The sequence below is a fragment of the Hymenobacter coccineus genome (assembly GCF_001816125.1).
GTDB lineage: Bacteria > Bacteroidota > Bacteroidia > Cytophagales > Hymenobacteraceae > Hymenobacter > Hymenobacter coccineus.
The window spans coordinates 24,953-40,086 of the sequence record NZ_MDZA01000266.1 but is presented as its reverse complement, the minus strand read 5'-3'; the positions used below and the strand labels follow the sequence as shown (position 1 = coordinate 40,086).

At 63.7% G+C, this 15,134-nt stretch carries 14 protein-coding genes and 1 tRNA gene; 9 read left to right on the top strand and 6 right to left on the bottom strand.

The genetic code is table 11. From position 1 onward, the window contains the following. On the bottom strand, window positions 1-370 hold a 370-nt coding region (locus BEN49_RS14900; RefSeq protein ID WP_141765680.1), incomplete at its 3' end, for a class I SAM-dependent methyltransferase. Window positions 371-541: 171 nt separating this feature from the next. Between BEN49_RS14900 and BEN49_RS14895 the strand changes: the two genes are divergently transcribed. The 5 genes from BEN49_RS14895 (at window position 542) to BEN49_RS14875 (ending at window position 6,226) form a co-directional block, all read left to right on the top strand. Next, a tRNA-Leu gene (locus BEN49_RS14895) sits at window positions 542-623 on the top strand. 128 nt (window positions 624-751) lie between these two features. Further along, window positions 752-1,465 carry a phosphatase PAP2 family protein gene (locus BEN49_RS14890; protein WP_070744682.1) on the top strand — a complete coding sequence of 238 codons (714 nt, stop codon included), beginning with the start codon at window positions 752-754 and terminating at the stop codon, window positions 1,463-1,465. A 726-nt stretch (window positions 1,466-2,191) separates the two neighbouring features. Further along, entirely contained in the window at window positions 2,192-3,889 is a 1,698-nt protein-coding gene (locus BEN49_RS14885; RefSeq protein WP_070744679.1) for a hypothetical protein, read from the top strand. Window positions 3,890-3,921: 32 nt separating this feature from the next. Further along, on the top strand, window positions 3,922-5,376 hold the full coding sequence (locus BEN49_RS28100) for a hypothetical protein (RefSeq protein ID WP_158022939.1): 1,455 nt from the start codon (window positions 3,922-3,924) through the stop codon (window positions 5,374-5,376). Further along, window positions 5,312-6,226: a T9SS type A sorting domain-containing protein gene (locus tag BEN49_RS14875; protein WP_070744675.1), complete on the top strand. Its 915-nt coding sequence runs from the start codon at window positions 5,312-5,314 to the stop codon at window positions 6,224-6,226. The genes BEN49_RS28100 and BEN49_RS14875 overlap by 65 nt, the downstream gene beginning before the upstream one ends. Before the next feature lie 284 nt (window positions 6,227-6,510). On the opposite strand, the gene BEN49_RS14870 is transcribed toward BEN49_RS14875, so the two are convergent. The 4 genes from BEN49_RS14870 to BEN49_RS14855 all read right to left on the bottom strand — a co-directional run bounded on the left by BEN49_RS14870 (window position 6,511) and on the right by BEN49_RS14855 (window position 11,696). Further along, complete coding sequence (locus BEN49_RS14870) at window positions 6,511-8,886, bottom strand: GAF domain-containing protein (RefSeq protein WP_070744673.1); 2,376 nt, start codon at window positions 8,884-8,886, stop codon at window positions 6,511-6,513. Between the two features lie 71 nt (window positions 8,887-8,957). Further along, on the bottom strand, window positions 8,958-9,605 hold the full coding sequence (locus BEN49_RS14865; RefSeq protein WP_125916898.1) for a hypothetical protein: 648 nt from the start codon (window positions 9,603-9,605) through the stop codon (window positions 8,958-8,960). Between the two features lie 23 nt (window positions 9,606-9,628). After that, entirely contained in the window at window positions 9,629-10,234 is a 606-nt protein-coding gene (locus tag BEN49_RS14860) for a hypothetical protein (RefSeq protein WP_125916896.1), read from the bottom strand. 199 nt (window positions 10,235-10,433) lie between these two features. Further along, entirely contained in the window at window positions 10,434-11,696 is a 1,263-nt protein-coding gene (locus BEN49_RS14855; RefSeq protein ID WP_239691950.1) for a dicarboxylate/amino acid:cation symporter, read from the bottom strand. Between the two features lie 325 nt (window positions 11,697-12,021). Between BEN49_RS14855 and BEN49_RS14850 the strand changes: the two genes are divergently transcribed. Both BEN49_RS14850 and BEN49_RS14845 read left to right on the top strand, forming a co-directional pair. Further along, complete coding sequence (locus BEN49_RS14850) at window positions 12,022-12,483, top strand: enolase-like domain-containing protein (protein ID WP_070744667.1); 462 nt, start codon at window positions 12,022-12,024, stop codon at window positions 12,481-12,483. Further along, entirely contained in the window at window positions 12,420-13,025 is a 606-nt protein-coding gene (locus tag BEN49_RS14845; protein WP_070744665.1) for an enolase C-terminal domain-like protein, read from the top strand. The genes BEN49_RS14850 and BEN49_RS14845 overlap by 64 nt, the downstream gene beginning before the upstream one ends. Before the next feature lie 171 nt (window positions 13,026-13,196). Here BEN49_RS14845 and BEN49_RS14840 read toward each other — a convergent pair whose 3' ends face one another. Beyond that, the gene (locus tag BEN49_RS14840; protein ID WP_070744663.1) at window positions 13,197-13,769 is read right to left on the bottom strand and encodes a DUF6799 domain-containing protein; all 573 of its coding nucleotides are present in this window, start codon (window positions 13,767-13,769) and stop codon (window positions 13,197-13,199) included. Between the two features lie 157 nt (window positions 13,770-13,926). Here BEN49_RS14840 and BEN49_RS14835 point away from each other — a divergent pair, with 157 nt between their 5' ends. Further along, the gene (locus tag BEN49_RS14835; protein WP_239691949.1) at window positions 13,927-14,409 is read left to right on the top strand and encodes a MarR family winged helix-turn-helix transcriptional regulator; all 483 of its coding nucleotides are present in this window, start codon (window positions 13,927-13,929) and stop codon (window positions 14,407-14,409) included. 59 nt (window positions 14,410-14,468) lie between these two features. Beyond that, entirely contained in the window at window positions 14,469-15,077 is a 609-nt protein-coding gene (locus BEN49_RS14830; RefSeq protein WP_070744661.1) for a YceI family protein, read from the top strand. Window positions 15,078-15,134 lie beyond the last annotated feature (57 nt).

The window sequence follows — 15,134 nt, the reverse complement described above, 5'->3', positions numbered from 1 at the left end:
CAGCGTCGACCTCGGTGCCCACCCGAAACTCGACCTGCCCCGCCGCTTCCGGCCGCTCGCGGCGCAGGCGGGCGGTGGCCCGCGCCAGCATGGGGCCCGAGGCCTCTAGGTAGAGCACCGTGGCGCCGGGGCGACGGCGCAGCACCTCGCCCAATACCCAGCCCGTGCCGCCGCCTAATATCAGCACCCGCGGGGCCCCGGCGGGCAGCCCGTCCAGCGCGGCCCGCTGCGCCGCCCGCAGGCTGCCGCCAAACACGAGGCCCGCCAGCGCGTCGTAGCACCAAGCAATGCGGTCGAAGTTGCCGCTGAGGCGCGGCGCGGGGCCCCCAGCGGGCCGTTCGGGACTAGAAACGGGTGGGTTTGCGTTCAATTTGAAAAAAATGTACGGCTTCAACCGACTGAAAAACAACTCGCCCGGAGCCCCAGCGGCCGCCTTAAGCGAAAAAAATACCGCGCTGCTTGCGCCGCGCCGCGCCAGCCGCTTACCTTTGCAGCACCAAACGGCAACCTCCCCCCGGAAGTTTGCCGCCGCGGTACCGCTGCGCTTGTGGCGAAATTGGTAGACGCGCTGTCTTCAGGCGGCAGTTCCGCAAGGTGTGGGAGTTCGAGTCTCCCCGAGCGCACGTTTCAAAAAGGCCAATCCGCACGGGTTGGCCTTTTTTCGTTTAGCTGCGGCCAGGCTGGAAGCCCCGCGCGGTGGCCATTTCTGGAGCCATTCCGTTCAACGTACTTTTTGCCTGCCGCCCCGCCCATGCCCGATACCTTCCCGTCGCCCCCGTCGCCGCCGTCCCGCTGGGGGGCCCTGGCCGGCCTGCTCACCGCCGAAGCCGTGGGCGGGGCCCTGGTGTTCGTGCTGGCATTCGGGGTGTTTTTCTACCTGGCCCGCGAAGTATTTGCCGAAAAATCGGCGGTGTTCGACGACTGGGGCTTTGCCCAGATGGACCGCCTGCGGGCCGCCGCCCCGTGGCTGACGTGGTGGGTGTTCAAGTTCACGTTCTTCGGGTCGGTGGCGTTTTTCATTCCCGCCAGCCTGCTGGTGCCGCTGGTGTTGCACCGCCGCGGCTTCGTGCGCTACGCCTTCGAGTTGCTCCTATCCATGGGCGGCGGCCTGGCCCTGAACGAGCTGCTGAAATTCTATTTCCAGCGGCCGCGCCCGTCCACGGCCCTCATCTACCAGTACGGCCTAAGCTTTCCCAGCGGCCACGCCATGATGAGCATGGCTTACTACGGCTGCCTGGCCTGGCTGGTGGTGCAGCACACCGGCCGCTGGGGCTGGGGCATCGCGCTGGTGGCCTTTGCGCTACTCATCGGCCTCACCCGCATGTACTTGCACGTGCACTACCCCACCGACGTAGTGGCCGGCTTCGCCGGCGGGGCCGCGTGGCTGGTGCTGCTGCGCACCGGCCTGCGGGTGTTCTGGAAAGAGAAGAAAGTGGGGGCGCGCGAAGCGAAGGCAGAGAGCTAAGCTCCTGGCTTCGCTTTCGGCTTGGGGCGCAGTCAGCACCGGGCCCCTACGCGCGGCTTCGGCAATGTGGTCAGTGGAGTGAAAAATTGGGCGGTGGTCTGAAGCGGGGTGGTTTGGCGAATTGCCCGCAGGGCTTTGTTGGGCCACGCTTGCCATAAAACAGGGGCTCCGGGTCAGCGTCAAAGTGGTCCGACGACAAAAAAAGTCGCCGGACCACGCCGGTTTAGAACACTAAAAATTGGCTTCAATTAGCCGGGAAGCACCGCGTATGCGCCATTTATACCGATGAATACTGTTTGCATAAAACACAGTTTAATCATATTCAATAAAATATAAAAACTATTAATACGTGGGAGCGCCTTCGTTTATGCCCCTGAAAAATGTTATTTAACATCTTATTGTACTAAATAAAAAACTATAATATAAATATTCCAAACTAAATCAAGTTTATGCTATCTTTGCCTGCAAACGCCTGACTTTGTAAAATACAAAAATCTGCCAGTGAAACTGGTTGTTTATTCCTTGGTTTGTTGCCTCTGGGTAATTTTCTAAATACTGGCTGTACGCTTGGTCCGGGGCCGCTTACCCGCGCGCTCGCCGGGCCCTGGTGCAACTACTGGCAGGTGCGCCGGGGCCCGGCGAGGAATGAACTGGTGGAATTCGACTGATTTTATAATACGTTGTATTGCTTATTTTTATGAGAAAATATGTACAAATAGGGGGCTGGTGGCCGCTTCGTTCCTGGGCGCACTGCCGGCGGCGCGGGCCCAAACGCCGGGCATTATTTTCAAAACAGCGGGGACGGGCAAACCTGTGTTGGACCCCAACGGCGACGGGTACGTGTCGCGGACAACGGCGGGGTTCACCACCGACGACATCACCCAAAGCGAAATTCTGTACAAGTCGCTGCCCCAGATAGCCACGGAGCCCAACAGCGACCTGGGCCCGGGCCCCGATTGCAAATTCACGGACATGGTGGACTTGAACAGCCAGTACCGGTCGGTTGGGTTCGCGGTGGACGCCAGCAACAATTTTTTGTTTCGTTTCCGCCTGGGGGGCGCGGCGCCCAATGCCAAAGGCTACAGCATCGGCATAGACACGGACGGGAAGTTCGGGTTCACGGGCCCCAATGCCGACCCCAACGCCGTGGCGGGCAATCCCGGCTTCGAGATGGAAATAATGCTGGCGACCAACTTTGGGGTGCGCCTCTACAACATCGACGGGACGGCCAACCCCAATGGTTCGGGCCCCAACGGCTCGCTGGTGGAGCTGCCCTACGCCAACTACGCGCAGAAGGCAGTGGCGCTGACCACGGCCTGCAACGACCCGGACGTGTTCTATGACTTTTACATGCCGCTGTCGGTGATTCAGCAGTACTTCCCAGCCTTCACGCTGAGCACGTCGATTCGGATGACGGCCAACACCATCATCGCGCCCCAGAGCCTGACGCAGAGCACCACCATTTCCGACCTGGGCGGCGTGGACGATGCCGCGTACGGCTACAACTACGACCGGGCGTTCAGCGACGTCGTTGCGCAGTTTCCGCCCACGCAGCCGAGTATCATCCAGTCGAGCTCCAACACCAGCACGGCCATTGCCAGCCGCTCGCAGGTGCCGGTCGTCAGCAGCCCCGTGCAAGCGGGGGCGGCGGCGGTCAGCGGCACGTCGGCCGAAGCCGTCGGCTCGACTATTACGGTGTACCGAACACCTGCCGGCGGCGCGACAGCCTCCACCATTGGCTCGGCAACGGTGCAAAGCGGGGGCACCTGGACGTTGACGGGCCTGGCCCCGACGCTGCTTGTGGCCGGCGACCTGGTGAAAGCCACTGCGCAGAACACCGCCGCCGGGGAGGTGGCCTCCGACTACTCCAACACCGTGCAGGTGGTGGGCACCGCCCCGGTAGCCTGCGCGACGGTAGTGCCCAAAACAGCGGCCTTCTGCGCTAGCCCTTCGGGCATCTACGACGCGCTGGGCACGGCCTACGCCGGGGCCATTATCTACCTGCGCTACCCGGACGGTAGTTTGGTGCCGACGACTGGCACGAAGGATGTGACGGCCAATACTTTCACTATTCCGACCAACACAACGGATGGCGGCTACTACTTCACCACCAAGGGCGGCAGCTCGACCGGGAGCGCCGTGTGTACGAACGGCCAGCAGAACCTGGCGGGTTCTTTTTACATCAGCATCAAGCTCAGCGGCACCACTTGCGAATCGGCGGGGGCCGTCTTCAACATCGGCACGGTGGTCACGGCGACGCCGACCATTACCACAAGCAGCCCGGTGACGGCGGCCACGACGAGCATCAGCGGCACGGCGACCGCCGGGGCAACGGTCTTTCTGTACATCGATGGGATTAAATCCAGCTACGCACCCGTGACCGCTGCCGCCGGCGCACCTTCACCTTCAGCGGGCTCACCCTAAACGCCGGCCAGAAGCTAACCGTGCGGGCCGCGGTGAACAATACATCTTCGCTTTCGGGCAATTCCAACACGGTAACCGTGGTGGAGAACCGCTCGGTGGCGGCCCCCGTGGCGCGTGGGCCCCTGGTAGCGGGCGGGGCCGCCGTGAGCGGCACGTCGGCCGAAGCCGTCGGCTCGACCATTACTGTCGCCAAGGCCGGCACCTCGATTGGCACCACCACCGTCCAGTCCAACGGCACCTGGTCGCTCACGGGGTTGGCTTCGACCGTGCTCACGACTGGCAGTGTCATTACGGCCACCGTGCAGCCGACCGGCTACCCCAGCAGCGCCGCCTCCAACTCCGTGACGGTGCAGGCCGCAACTACGGTAACGCCCACCATCACCGGCGCTTACAGCGAAGGCGGCACGACGGTGACCGGCACGTTGAACGCGGCGGCGCCGGCCAACACCGTGCTTACGCTGTATGAAGACGACGCGGCCATCGGCACCGTGGCTCTGGCGACCGGCACCACCAGCTGGACCGTGACGCTCAGCAACGCTACGGGCGCCCCAGCCCTCTACGCCGGCGGGGTGCTGGTGGCCAGTGCCGCTGAATCCGGCAAAACAGCCGGTCCCAACTCCAACGCCGTCACCGTGGGCTGCTCTACGCTGACCGCGGGCAATAGCGTGACGGTGGACCGGAACCCGGTCTGCGAGAACGACGTCGTCACCGTGACCATCAACAACTCGCAGGACGGAATCATCTATACGTTGCGCAACGACGCCAACGGCCAGGCGCTCGGCACTTCGCGTACCGGCAACGGTGGCGCGATTACCATTCCTACTTCTCCACTCACCGCCAGCGTCGTCATTCGCATCGAGGCCCTGTCGCTGGGCGCCACCAACTGCACGCAGGTGCTCACCGCGAAGCCCGCCATCACGGTGTACGCGCTGCCCGCCAACTCGCTGGCGCTGAGTGCGACGCCTACCACGGTTTGCCGCAATTCGAGCGCTACCGTTCTCGTCGGCAACTCGCAAACGGGAGTGCGGTACCAACTCCGCAACAACAACACGAACACCGACGCTGGCAGCCCCGTGGACGGCACTGGCGGCACGCTCAGCTTGCCTACGGGCCCCGTTACCGCCACGACCACGTACTCGGTCCTGGCCACCGACGTTACGCACCCCCACCAACTGCTCGCGCTCCGTCAACGGCAGCATCACGATTACGGCCGATTGCCCGGCCGTTTACTCGTCGCCAAATTCTTACAACGAAGAAGTGGCCATCGCCGGCAAGGTACTCGCCACCGCGACGGATGCCGACGGCAGCATCACCAATGCAGTGTTGGCCAATGGCACCGCCTTGCCCCCCAACACGAGCCTGCAAACCAATGGCCAGGTGGTGGCAACGGGGGCGGTGGCCCCGGCCGCCTACACCTTCCAAGTGACGACTACCGACGCGGGGGGCAACGCCACCACGCAGAGCGTTGCCGTTACCGTGGTCGCTGAAGTGGAGGCCGTGTACAACGTGGCCCCGGTTAGAACGGCGGACCAGGGCTATGCCAACGGCCAAAGCCTGGCGACGGCGAGTGACGGCAACGGCGCCATTCAAACGGCGGTGCTGGCCGCCGCCAGCAACCCCATGCCGGCGGGCGTTGCCTTGAACCCGACGATGGGACAGGTGTACGTGGCGGACCGGCTGCTGCTGAAGTCCGGCACGTACACGAGCACCATCACCACGACCGATGTCACGGGGGGTACCACGACCCAGCCGGTTACGTTTACCATCCCCAGCAACCCCCTGCCGGTGCAGCTGATGGCCTTCTCCGCAGTAGCCCAGGGGGGCAGTGCCGTGCTGAACTGGTCCACCGCCTCCGAAATCAACAACGACCACTTTGCGGTTGAACGCTCGGTGGACGCGAAAGCATTCGAGCAAATCGGAACGGTGCCAGGCCATGGTTCTACCAGCGCTCCACACTCGTACCAGTTCACGGAGCCGCGGGTGGCCCTTCTTGGCCAGTTGCTCCTGTATTATCGTATTCGCCAGGTAGATGCCGACGGCGTAGCGGTTCTTTCCCCCGTCCGGGTCGTAGCCTTTAGCGCAAACAAATCAGCGGCGGCGATTTGGTTGTACCCTAATCCGGTCAGCGCGACGGCTACGCTGGACTTAAGCGCGCTGCCGGAAAGCGCGTATTCGGTCACGGTGAGCGACCTTATGGGCCGTACCCTACTGCGAATGCACCTGACCGGGGGACAGCCGCATTTGCTGAACGTGCAAGCGCTGCCGGCGGGCGCGTACCAAGTGACCGTTAGTGGCGATTCGGTGCTCACTACCAAGCGCCTGCTCAAACAGGACTAACCGCTGGTGGGCGCATCAACTGTTCGAGCTGTTTCCGGCAAGAGCCTCCCCACCTGGGGAGGCTCTTTTGTTGCGGATGGCCGGAGCTCCGGTGCGCGAGGGTGCGGTTCGACCGCTTAGAAGTTGTTTGAGTTTATAAAAATGGTCATGCTGAGCGCAGCCGAAGCATCTCTACCGCTGGCTAATCACTGATTACTGCTGCGGGAGAGATGCTTCGGCTGCGCTCAGCATGACCGCTTAAAGAGCGTTTTGGTTAACTCAAACAGATTCTTAGCATTTTATCCTCACAGCTTCACCGCCACCCGCAGGGCTAGCAGGCCTTTCACGCCTTGCAGCTCTTCCAGTTCCAGCTCTTCCACGCCGGGCTCCAGCAGGCCGCGGTCCTGGAGGTAGTCGATGTATTCGCGGTACTCGGTGGCCTCGCGGGTTTGGGCGTACACCAGGGCCAGGCGGCCGGGCTGGGTGAGGCGCTCGCCGGTGCCGAGCACGGTGGCCTTGTCGATGCGTTTCTTGATGATTTCGTAGCGGATGTTGTAGGCCCCGTCTACGTCGAACTGGCGCTCGTCCTGCCGGAAGCGGATGCTCAGCGGCTGGCCGTGGATGTAGATGAGCTGGGTGGTTTCGAGCGGTACGGGCAGCGTGGCCACCAGGGCGTGGGTGAGCCGCGTGATTTCCACCATCGTCAGCAACTGCCACAGCCGCAGGTTCTTAAGAAACACCAGGTCGAAGGGCTTGTCCTGCACCAGGGCCTCGCCCACGTAAATGTTGTACTCCACGCCGTCGGTGCGGAAGCGCTGGAAGTAGTGCGGGAACATGGCCTGGGCCTTGGCTTCCTCGTCGTCGAGGTAGTTGCTCACCGCGTCGTTGATGGCCGTCACGCTCTGCTCGAATGCCTGCCGGCGCTTGTAGAGAATGCCCAGGCGCGGGTCGATGTTGGCCCAGTAGGCGGTGATGACCGGCCGCAGTTCGGGCGTGTGCTGGGCCAGGTACTCAAACAGCGGCTCTATTTCCTGGCGCAGCGACTCGTAGATGCTCAGTTCGTCGCCGCTGATAATGCCCTGGCGCAGGCGGCGCAGGTTCTTGTTGACGTAAAATTTCAGCTCGTCGAGGATGGGCAGCTGCCGGTAGTCCGACGCTTTTTTCAGCACCCGGTTGGCCAGGGTGAGGTGCTCGATGAGGTCGGCCTCGATGGCTTCGTTGCGGGCCGTGCTGCTGCCGCGGATGTCGCAGGAGCCGTGCAGCGGGTACACGTCGGCAAACACAATGGGCTCCATTTCGGCCCCGCGCTCGCCCTCGTCTTGTCTGGCCAGTAGGCGGCGGGCCGCGTCGGTGAAGCGCCACTCCATGGTGGGGTGGATGGGCGTAAACCGCTCCTGCATCACGGCCTGGATGCGGGTTTGCAAATCCTCGGCGTTGCGCTTCACGGCCACGGCAAACAGCGGCACAAACTGCGCAACCTTCTCTAAGTCAAAATCATCCAGGTCGCCCGCGGTGGGCGAGCCGATTTCGAGCAAGCCCACCGTGTCGCCGCCGTAGGGCAGTAGCGCCAGGATGGCTGAGTGGATGCCCAGCTCTAGAATCTGGGCCCGCAGGTCGTCCGGAATGTCGGCCTGCGCCACGTCGGAGAGCACCAGCGGGCGGCGTTCGCGTAGCAGCCGCTCGTAAATCTGCCGGAAGCCGCTGTCGGCCCGGTTGTGCTGCACCTGCTTGGTGAGGAAGCTGTGGTTGATTTTGCGCCCGAAGTCCACAAAATCCTTCTTTTTCTCGTCGTAAGCCGCAATGCCGAGCTGCAAGGCCGGCCGTGCAAACAGCACCCGCAGCTTCTCCTGAATCTGCTCGAGGCGGTCGGAGGCTTGGAGCACGTCGCGCTCCAGCAGGTCATATTTTAGCTCCGAAAGCACCTCCTGGTCCGTCACGTCCACCAATTGCAGCACGTTGAAGCCTTCGAGGGCGAAGTGCTCGGGCGGCAGCAGCTCGCGCCACACGGCCAAATTGTGGCGCTGGTGGCCCAGCTGCTCGCACTGCGCTGGGGTGAGCACGGGGGCCTCGCCCACCACCCGCACCTGTATAAACGACGAGTCGATGCTGACCCCGTAGTGGCGGTAGAGGCCAATTTTGTAATCGGGCACCGTGAAGATGATGGCCCCCGCCGCCGGCAACTCCACGCCGTACACGCGGTGCAGCACCAGCTGATAGGCCATGCGGGCCATGTACACCTCCGTTTCCGCCAGGTTGAGGTTCAGGGGCTGCTTGATGACGCGTTCCTTATTGAGCAGCACCTCGGCAAAGCGTGGCGTGTAGTAAAAGCTCGTGCGCCCCAGCGGCGAAATGGCCCCGCTCATGGTGGTGCCCGTGGCCGCCGTTGGGAAAACGGCCAGCATCATCGTTTCCAGCAGGTCGCGCGCGTCGTCGAGCACGGCCGGGTTGGGCAGGGGGCCCCGTAGCGCGGGCGTGCGCGCCGCCTGCCGGGCAATGGCGCGGGCCAGCAGCGCCAGGCCCGGGTTGGCGTCGTTTTCGCGGGCGCGCCAGTAATCCAGCAGCGGCTCCAGGCTGAGGGCCGTGGCAAACGGAAATACCGAGGGCCCCGGGCCGGAGCTCTCCGGCGCGGCCCCGGTTACGACAGGGGCTGCCGCAGCGGCATCAACAGCAGAAACGGACATGGCGGTTGGAAAAACGAAAAACGGCGGTAGCAGGGCCCCTAGGTAGCGGCGGGGCTCCGGCGGGGCGGCCCTTACTTGGTGATGGGAATGGGAACTACCTGGTCGGTTTCGGTGACGGTGTAAGGCGTATCGCTATTTGCTTTGCCCAAATTGGTTAGGATGCCCGTTTTTGAAACGTTGCGGTAGCAAGTGCAGCAGCCAGTACCGTAAAACTCGCCGGCCAGCGTAATCTTGTTCAGCTCGTAACGGCGCGGGTCGTTGTGCAGCAGCTGTCCGGGGGCCCGGCGCACCTCAATGCGGTACAAATAAGTGCTGAGCTTGCGCGGCCCGGCCTGCGTGAATGGCGCGTTGTTGTTGATAAGCACCGTGTCGGTGCTGACCCGGGGGCGCAAGGGCGTCGCGGTGGTCGGTATATATCGCACTACGTTCACCTGATCGAACGTGCCCGCGTTGTCGAGCGAGTCGGCGTAGGCCGTGTAGGTAGGCAGGTGGGTCTTGATACGGGCAGGCAGACCCTTGTCGTCCAGTTGCAAGGTGTAGCGCTTGAGCACCACAGTATCCAGCTCGGTTTCGGGCACGAAGCCGCCCGGGCCGGTGTCAAACTTAAAGTAAAAGGCGTCGGCCCGCGCGTCGTCGCAGTCGCACACGTTGTTGGCGCAGCAACCGGCCAGCGCGCCGGCCACCCCCAGCAAAGCAATTAATCGGAACATCCCAGCCATGCCCCAAAGATACGCCGGGGCCCCTAGCGGCGGCCGCGCGCCGCGGTGGTGGGCAGCGTGGGGTTATCCACGGGATGGGCCAGCAGCAGCGGCCGGAGCCGGGTGGCGGCCGTGTCGAGCTGGGGCCGGATGTGGGCCAGGGCATCGCGCAGGGCCAGCACGTCGGCCAGGCGGGGGGCGTTTTTCTGGGCGTAGCCGTGGTACATGGCCACCCGGGCCCGGCCGCGGCCCTTGCCGGCGTAGGTGCCCAGCAAGTTGCCCTGGGCGTCGGATATCTGCAATTCGGCCGTCAGGTCGGTCTGGTACGTTTCCAGCGGCACGCCCAGGAAGGTGGGGGTGAGCAGCAGGGTCATTTGCAGGGCCTGGAGGCCGCGGTGGAGGCGGCGCTCGGCGGCCTGGGTAATCACCAGGCGCACGTAGCCGTAAGTGGCCGAGTCGGTGGGTTCGACCAAGTTGCGCTGCAACTCGTTGGTGAGCAGGCGCAGCGGATCTTCGGGCAGGATGCCATCGCTGAGGCCCAGGGGCCCCGGGTCGGCGGCGGTTTCGAGTGGGGGCAGGCGCTCGCGCAAAGGGGCAAAGGGCGTGGCCGCCAGCGGCACCTTGGCTGACTTGCAGCCGGTAATACCCAAAATGATAATTGCTAAGATTATATAGATATAGTGCAAATTTATTTTCATGCCACCCGTGCTAATAATTAAAAATTCAATGGATAATTGTTAGATAAAAATGCCTAAAACGCACAGAAATGGGTTTTAGGGCCTGGTATGGCCCAAGGTAGCAATTTGCCGGGAAAAGCCGGTCATAACGGAAAGGTGAAATTCTGAGGGCTTAATGGCCCGTGGCCACCAGCGGCTCGGGCAGCGCGGCCGGGTCGGGCCCCTGGTAATCGTCGATGAACTCGCCTTCCCAACGGGCCACCACGGCTGAGGCCAGGCAGTTGCCGAGCACGTTCACGGCGGTGCGGGCCATGTCCATCAGCGCGTCGATGCCCAGGATGATGAACACCGGCCAGGCCGGCAAATTGAACGAAGGCAGTGTGGCCAACAGAATCACGAGCGAGGCGCGCGGCACCCCGGCCACGCCCTTGCTGGTGAGCATGAGGGTGAACACCAGCAGCATCTGGTCGCCAAACGAGAGGTTGACGCCCGCCGCCTGGGCCACAAATACGGACGCCAGCGAGAGGTAGAGCGTGGTGCCGTCGAGGTTGAAGGAGTAACCCGTGGGCATCACGAAGGCCACGATGCGGCGCGGCACGCCGATGCTTTCCATGGCCTCCATCGCGCGGGGCAGGGCGGCCTCGCTGCTGGTGGTGGCGAAGGCGATGCTCACCGGCTCGGCCACCGCCGCCACGAAGCGCCGCAACGGAATGCGCATGAGCAGCGCCACCGGCAGCAGCACCAGCAGCACGAAGCCAATAAGGGCCCCGTAGAGGGTGAGCAGCAGCTGAAACGCGTTGAGCAGGGGCCCAAAGCCCATTTTGGCCACCGTGTAGGCCATGGCGCCGCCCACGCCCAGGGGCGCAAAAAACATCACCACGTTGGTGAACTTGAACATCACCTCCGACAGGCTTTCGCACATGTCGAGCATCAGGCGGCGGGGCTTTTCGGGGGTGAGGGCCAAGCCGATGGCGAAGAGAATGGCGAACACCACCACTTGCAACACCTGGCCCTCGGCCACCGATTTAGCAATGTTTTCGGGGAAGATGTGCAGGATGATGTCGGCTGCGGTTTGGGGCGCCGCGGCGGCAATTACGTCGGCTTTCTCGGCAATAACGGTGTTCTTAATGCCCACCCCGGCCTTGGTAAAGTTGATGGCCGCCAGCCCGATGAACAGGGCGAAGGTGGTCACTACCTCAAAGTAAACCAAGGCTTTGAGCCCCATGCGGCCCACCTGCTTGAGATTGGCGTGGCCGGCAATTCCCACCACCAGCGTGGCAAATACCAGCGGGGCGATGATGGTTTTCACGAGCCGCAGAAAGGCGTCGCTCAGCACCTTGAGGGGCAGGGCCACGGCGGGGGCATCGTGCCCGATTTCAATGCCCACCAGCATACTCAGCACAATCCAGAGCGTGAGCGAGCGGCGCGGGGCCACGGCCAGCGCCAGGGCCCCAGCGCGGCCCAGCGGGCGGCCACGGGCACGGCGGCCGGCAGGCCAGCTGCCCGGTTTGGGCCAAAACGGTGAGCAAAACGGCCAGCAGTAGCAAAACCAGGGCCGCGACGGCCGCGCGCGAGAGCTTCATGGGCAACGGAATAATAGATGTGGCCCAGGTGAAGAAAATGCGGGCCGGGCAAAGGTAAGGGCCGGGGCCCCGGCCCGGTGTGCCCGCCCACCGCGCCCCCACCAGGGCCCCAACGCCGCACTTGGTGCCATTTTTGCCGCATCTTAGGGCCGGCCGCCCGCGCCTCTTGCCCTACCCATGCCCACCTGGACCCTCACCGCCCTCGACCTGCCGCTGCGCTTCGTCTGGAAAATCTCCCGCAACGCCTCCGCCGCCAAAACCAACCTGGTGGTGCAGGTGGCCGGCCACGGCCACACCGGCCGGGGCGAGGCCGCGCCCAACGTGCGCTACGCCGAGTCGCCAGCGCTGCTGGCCGAGCAGTTTGGGGCCCTGCAAGCGGCCGGGTTGGCGCGCGTGGAAACGCTGGACGACTTGGACGCTTTGCTGGGGGCCCACCCCGTGGCCCAGGCCCTCAGCTTTGCCCTGGAGGCGGCGCTGGTGCAGTGGCTGGCTGGCCGCGCCGGCAGCCAGTGTGGCAGTGGCTGGGCGTGCCGCCGCCGGCCGCCGCCACGCCCACCGCCTTCACGCTGCCCATTATGCCGCCCGGCGAAGTGGCCGCGTTCCTGGCGGCGCAGCGGGCGGCGCGCTTTAAGCTGCTGAAGGTGAAGGTGGACGCCGCCGTGGGCCTCGACCTGCTGCGCGAGGTGGCCCGGGTGCTGCCCGGCCACCCGCTGCTCGTGGATGGCAACGAGGCCTGGGCCGATGCCGACGGCCTGTTGCAGTTTATCGAGCAAAGCCGCGCCGTGCCCGGTCTGCAAATGGCCCTGCTGGAGCAGCCCCTGCCCGCCGCCTGCGCCGCCGACTACCGCTACCTGCGCCCCCGGGCCGGCGTGCCGCTGCTGGCCGACGAGTCGGTGACGGACACGGCGGACTTCGAGGAAATTGCCCGGCAGTTCCACGGCGTGAACGTGAAACTGATGAAGGCCGGTGGCTTCCGGCGCGGCATTGAGCTGCTGCGCCGCACCCGCGCCCACGGCCTGCGCCCCATGCTGGGCTGCATGGTCGAAACCAGCCTGGGCATCGCCGCCGCCCTGCAAATCAGCGCCCTGGCCGACGTACACGACCTCGACGGCATCCTCATCATCAAAGACGAGCCCTTCGGCCTGGCCTACGAGGCCGATGGGGCCCTAATGCTGGCCTGATGCGGTTTTAGCGTCGGTGTACGTAGGGGCGGGGCTTGCCCCCGCCTATCGTTGAACGGCATCGTTGGACTGCTGCGAACGGTCGGGCAGGGGCAAGCCCCGCCCCTATATCGCCCAGACAGTACATTAATCCCGAAACCGCGCTAAAAAGCTATTTGAGTCAACCCGCAATTATTTGCCGCCTTGCAGCTGCGCGTCGAGGGCCGTCAGGTCGAGGTCGATTTGGCGGGCATCGGGCGAGGCGGCCTGGCCCTGGGCGAGCAGCGCGACTTTGCGGTTGAGTAGCTCCACCTTCCGCTCCAGGAGCTGCACGCGCAGCTGCAGGGCCCCGGTTTCGGCCGTGGCGTTGCCGGGCACCACGCGGGTGGGCAGCGTGTAGGTGCTGAACGTGGTGCTGGCGGGCGCCGGGCCGTTGCCACGGGCGGCGGCGGCGCTGCCCGGCGTGGCAAACACGAGGCCGCCGTCGGGCCGCACGAAGTCGCCCTCCTTTAACGTGGTGAGCTTGCCGCCCGGAAACTCCACGATGCCGCTTTTGTAGTTGATTTTGGTGCCGTTGGCCAGGCGCACGTTCTGGGTGAGGGGCGTGGTAGCGGGGCCCTCGCGCCGCACCACGGCGCCGTTCTGGTATACAAATTGCGTTTGGGCCGTGGTGGCCACCGGGTAGCCGCCCTGCTGGGCCGCGGCCAGGCGCGGGGCCCCCGCCAGTGCGGTAGCTACCCCAGCGGCCAAAATAAAGTGTTTCATATAAAATTAGCGGTTAAAGTATATTTAGCCAGCAATACGGCTTTCCGCGGGTCCCGGCCGTGCGTCGTTTCAAGAAAATAATGGAAGATTAAGCGGAACAATGTTGCAACATTAAATGTACGTACATATATTTGCAGCGTCAACCGCAGTTAACCCAATGCGCATCGAAGACGAAATAAAGCAACCCGTGTTCCGCAGCGCCTACGAAAAGGCCATTATCAACCTCACCTACACGGCCGGCTGGCTACAGGTGCGGCAGGCGGCGGCCTTCAAGCCCTTCGGCCTCACGCTGCCGCAGTTCAACCTGCTGCGCATTTTGCGCGGCCAGCACCCGCGGCCAGCCACCGTGGCCCTGCTCATCGACCGGATGCTGGACAAAACCAGCAACGCCTCGCGCATCGTGGACCGCCTCGAAGAGAAGCAGCTCGTGACGCGCACCGTGTGCCCTGCCAACCGCCGCGCCGTCGACATCCGCATTACCGAAGCGGGCCTGGACCTGCTGAGCGCCTCGAAACCGAAGGCGTGCTGGACCCGCATCGAATGGGCATGGGCCGCTTCTCCGAGGCAGAGTTGCAGCAGCTCAACGACTTGCTCGATAAATTACGGTCAGCCGACTAAGCTTTTCCCATTCTTCTTTTAGCCCCCGCACGGCGGGGGCCCTCACTGCCACCTTTTTTCTCTTTTTACCTCTTTTCAATCATGAAAAAAATTCTGTTTCCCGCCCTGTTGGCCTTTGCTGGCCTGGTAGCTGCTCCCGCTGCCCAAGCCCAAACCGCCTACAAGCTCCAGCCCCAGCTGAGCACCCTGGGGTGGGAAGGCAAAGCCGTGACCCACGGCCACAACGGCACCATTCAGTTCACGGGCGGCGACCTGCTGGTGAAAAATAACATGGTAGTGGGCGGTACCACCACCGTGGACATGAAAACCATCAAGGCCACCGACATCACGGATGCAGAATCGCAGGCCAAGTTTGTGGGCCACATGAGCGGCGACGACTTCTTCGGGGCCGATAAAAACCCCACGTCCACGTTCAAAATTGTGAGCGTAACCCCCATCAAAGGGGCCGCTGCTACCGCCAACAACGCCACCATCGTGGGCGACATGATGATCAAAGGGGTGACCAACCGCCTCACGTTCCCCGCCAAAGTGGGCGTGAAAAACGGCGTGGCCGCCGCCAGCGGCAAAATGACCATCGACCGCACCAAGTTCGGCCTGAAGTACGGTTCGAAGTCGTTCTTCGACAGCATCGGCGACAAAGCCATCAACGACGACTTCACGCTGGACTTCAACGTGGTTGCCAAGCAATAATCAGCGTTTGCGCTTAACTGAAAAGGCCCCGCCAGTTGATTGGCGGGGCCTTTTTTT

Coding starts and splice junctions, on each gene's coding strand:
- BEN49_RS14890 (WP_070744682.1), top strand. CDS start 752: ATGCCCGATACCTTCCCGTCGCCCCCGTCGCCGCCGTCCCGCTGGGGG.
- BEN49_RS14870 (WP_070744673.1), bottom strand. CDS start 8,886: ATGTCCGTTTCTGCTGTTGATGCCGCTGCGGCAGCCCCTGTCGTAACC.
- BEN49_RS14865 (WP_125916898.1), bottom strand. CDS start 9,605: ATGGCTGGGATGTTCCGATTAATTGCTTTGCTGGGGGTGGCCGGCGCG.
- BEN49_RS14850 (WP_070744667.1), top strand. CDS start 12,022: ATGCCCACCTGGACCCTCACCGCCCTCGACCTGCCGCTGCGCTTCGTC.
- BEN49_RS14845 (WP_070744665.1), top strand. CDS start 12,420: ATGCCGCCCGGCGAAGTGGCCGCGTTCCTGGCGGCGCAGCGGGCGGCG.
- BEN49_RS14840 (WP_070744663.1), bottom strand. CDS start 13,769: ATGAAACACTTTATTTTGGCCGCTGGGGTAGCTACCGCACTGGCGGGG.
- BEN49_RS14835 (WP_239691949.1), top strand. CDS start 13,927: ATGCGCATCGAAGACGAAATAAAGCAACCCGTGTTCCGCAGCGCCTAC.
- BEN49_RS14830 (WP_070744661.1), top strand. CDS start 14,469: ATGAAAAAAATTCTGTTTCCCGCCCTGTTGGCCTTTGCTGGCCTGGTA.